A 2797-nucleotide genomic window follows, 5' to 3' on the forward strand; every position below is an offset into this window, starting at 1 on the left:
TGGGCTTGAACCAGTGACCCTCGCCTTGTAAGGGCGATGCTCTCCCAACTGAGCTAAGCGTCCATATTTTTTAAAACCTTGCCTAAGCAAGTGGGGCGGTATTATAGAGTCGGTTCCGTTAGTGTCAACAATAAAATTAAAGAAAAATGACTGTATGCCCGAAATTTAGCCACTCTGACCGCATCTTAACTAAATTGATGAAAAGAGCAGCGTTTTTGAATGCTCAAAGTGTGCTCAAAGTGGACAGACACTTATTTAGTCCCGCTTAAAGTCGACATACACTTCTATACAGGAATTTAAATCGGACACACACTTATTAATCTAGAACTAAATGCGAACATAGCCCAAAGCACTCAGACTTTGCTCATTAGACACCCACCTTTAAACAAAAAAGTGTCTGTCCCTTTTCTGTTTTTTGAGCAGTAAAAGGTTACTAGTTGTTTCTAGGAAAAATTTAAATTGAAATTTAAATTGAAATTTAAATTGGACACACACTCATAATTTAGCAAAGTTGACAGTGAATAGGCACTCGCTTGGCTAATGCAAGGAAGCGCACGAAAAATAGAAAAGAAGTCAGTAAAGGGACAGACACTTATTCGAATATAGTGTGGAAAGGTATCGTTACCTAGGTCAAACCTGCAGTTAGTAATTATGTCATTTCTTTCTATCTGCGAAGTTAGATCGGACAGACACTTCTATACAGGAATTTAAACCAGACAAACACTAATTAATTTTGGCCTAAATGCGTCAGTGCCCTAAAGCCGTTTACTTTACTCATTGGACACCCACCGATTAACCAAAAAGAGTATTAAAAATAAGTGTCTGTCCACTTTCTTATCCATCTATTCTCAACTTACTTTTGAAGTCGGGCGGAGACTGGTAGAATGCGCGCATCTTTAGAAATACTATTAACAATAGAGAGTGACCATGTCGGTTGTTACACGATTTGCACCCAGCCCAACAGGCTATCTTCACGTTGGTGGCGCACGAACTGCGCTTTATTCTTGGCTTCTTGCGAAAAGCAAAGGCGGTGAGTTTGTTCTTCGTATTGAAGATACTGATATTGAGCGTTCAACTGAAGAAGCTAAGCAAGCTATTTTAGATGGTATGCAATGGTTAGGTTTAACCTGGGACACAGGCCCTATCTATCAAACTGAGCGTTTTGATAGATATAAAGAACTTATCCAGCAGCTTTTGGATGAAGGTAAAGCGTACAAATGCTTTATGAGTTCTGAAGAGCTAGATGCAATTCGTGAGGCGCAAAAAGAGCGCGGTGAAAAGCCTCGTTATCCTGGTACTTGGAGAGAAAGAACGGACCACCCTGTGGGTGAGCCGTTTGTTATTCGCTTCAAAAATCCTTTAGAAGGCAAAGTGGTTATTAGTGATCACGTGCGTGGAAAAATTGAAATAAGCAATACAGAGCTAGACGATCTAATTATCCAGCGCTCTGACGGTACCCCTACCTATAACTTCTGTGTAGTTGTTGATGATTGGGATATGGGTATTACTCACGTAGTACGTGGTGAAGACCATATAAACAACACGCCACGTCAAATCAATATTCTTGAAGCCCTTAACGCACCTGTTCCAGAGTACGCTCACGTTTCAATGATTTTGGGTGATGACGGCAAGAAACTGTCAAAGCGCCATGGTGCAGTAAGTGTAATGCAGTATCGTGATGATGGCTTCTTACCACAAGCGGTACTTAACTATCTTGTTAGGTTGGGCTGGTCTCACGGCGATCAAGAAGTTTTCTCTGTCGACGAGATGATTGAGAAATTTAGTTTGGATGCAATAGGGCAGTCTGCGTCGGCATTCAATACAGAAAAGCTGATCTGGTTAAATCAGCATTACATAAAGACACTGCCAGCAAGCGAGGTCGCTTCACATGCTAAATGGCATTTCGAACAGTTAAATGTTGATTTAACAACAGGCCCAGCGCTTGAATCGATAATTGCTATTCAAGCGGATAGAGTTAAAACGCTTAAAGAGTTAGCAGAGATTTCTACATACTTTTATCAAGACTATGAAGATTTCGATGCGAACGCCGCGAAAAAACACCTTCGTCCAGTCGCTCGAGGTCCATTAGAGCTCGCTAAAGATAAATTAATGGCAATTGAAGAGTGGAACCCAGAAAATATTCAAGCTGCTATCAATAGTACGGCTGAAGAACTGGAAGTTGGTATGGGTAAAGTAGGCATGCCGCTGCGTGTAGCTGTAACAGGTGGGGGTAATTCACCGTCTCTAGATATCACGTTGAATCTTATCTCAAAAGAGAAAATTGGCGAGAGAATCGACAAAGCGCTTACTTTTATAGCAAACAGAGAAAATTCATAAAAAAAGCGTTGACATGACAGAGGGGGATGCCTAGAATGCGCCCCGCTGTCACGGAACAGTCACACAAAATGACTGGTACCATGATGGGGCCATAGCTCAGCTGGGAGAGCGCCTGCATGGCATGCAGGAGGTCGGCGGTTCGATCCCGCCTGGCTCCACCAAGTCACATTGAGTTGTGGTTTGATATAGGCTGAAGTTGTTACGACAACTTCGGACTGAAATTTCGAAAGTTTAGTTTCGAAAAAAGAATTCAGTCCCCTTCGTCTAGAGGCCTAGGACACCGCCCTTTCACGGCGGTAACAGGGGTTCGAATCCCCTAGGGGACGCCATTTTATCGCGTCACAGTCGATTAAAACTGTGAAATAGGCTGGAGTTGACTCTTCAACTTCTGACTGAAAGTTTCGGTAGGAATAAGATTTTTCATTGCATTCTTGAGCTTACAGAAATTTAGTGAAGTGTG

The 2797-nt window shown here is 42.3% G+C and carries 1 protein-coding gene and 2 tRNA genes; all 3 read left to right on the forward strand.

The genetic code is table 11. The annotated features are described in order from the left end of the window. Positions 1–927 precede the first annotated feature (927 nt). The 3 genes from gltX to V7R55_RS19390 all read left to right on the forward strand — a co-directional run bounded on the left by gltX (position 928) and on the right by V7R55_RS19390 (position 2666). On the forward strand, positions 928–2337 hold the full coding sequence (gltX, locus tag V7R55_RS19380; protein WP_334061000.1) for a glutamate--tRNA ligase: 1410 nt from the start codon (positions 928–930) through the stop codon (positions 2335–2337). Between the two features lie 85 nt (positions 2338–2422). Continuing rightward, positions 2423–2498 (forward strand) — tRNA-Ala (locus V7R55_RS19385). A gap of 92 nt (positions 2499–2590) precedes the next feature. Then, positions 2591–2666, forward strand: a tRNA-Glu gene (locus V7R55_RS19390). Positions 2667–2797: the final 131 nt, after the last annotated feature.

It is taken from the genome of Alteromonas sp. S005, assembly GCF_036864475.1.
Classification (GTDB): Bacteria; Pseudomonadota; Gammaproteobacteria; order Enterobacterales; family Alteromonadaceae; genus Alteromonas.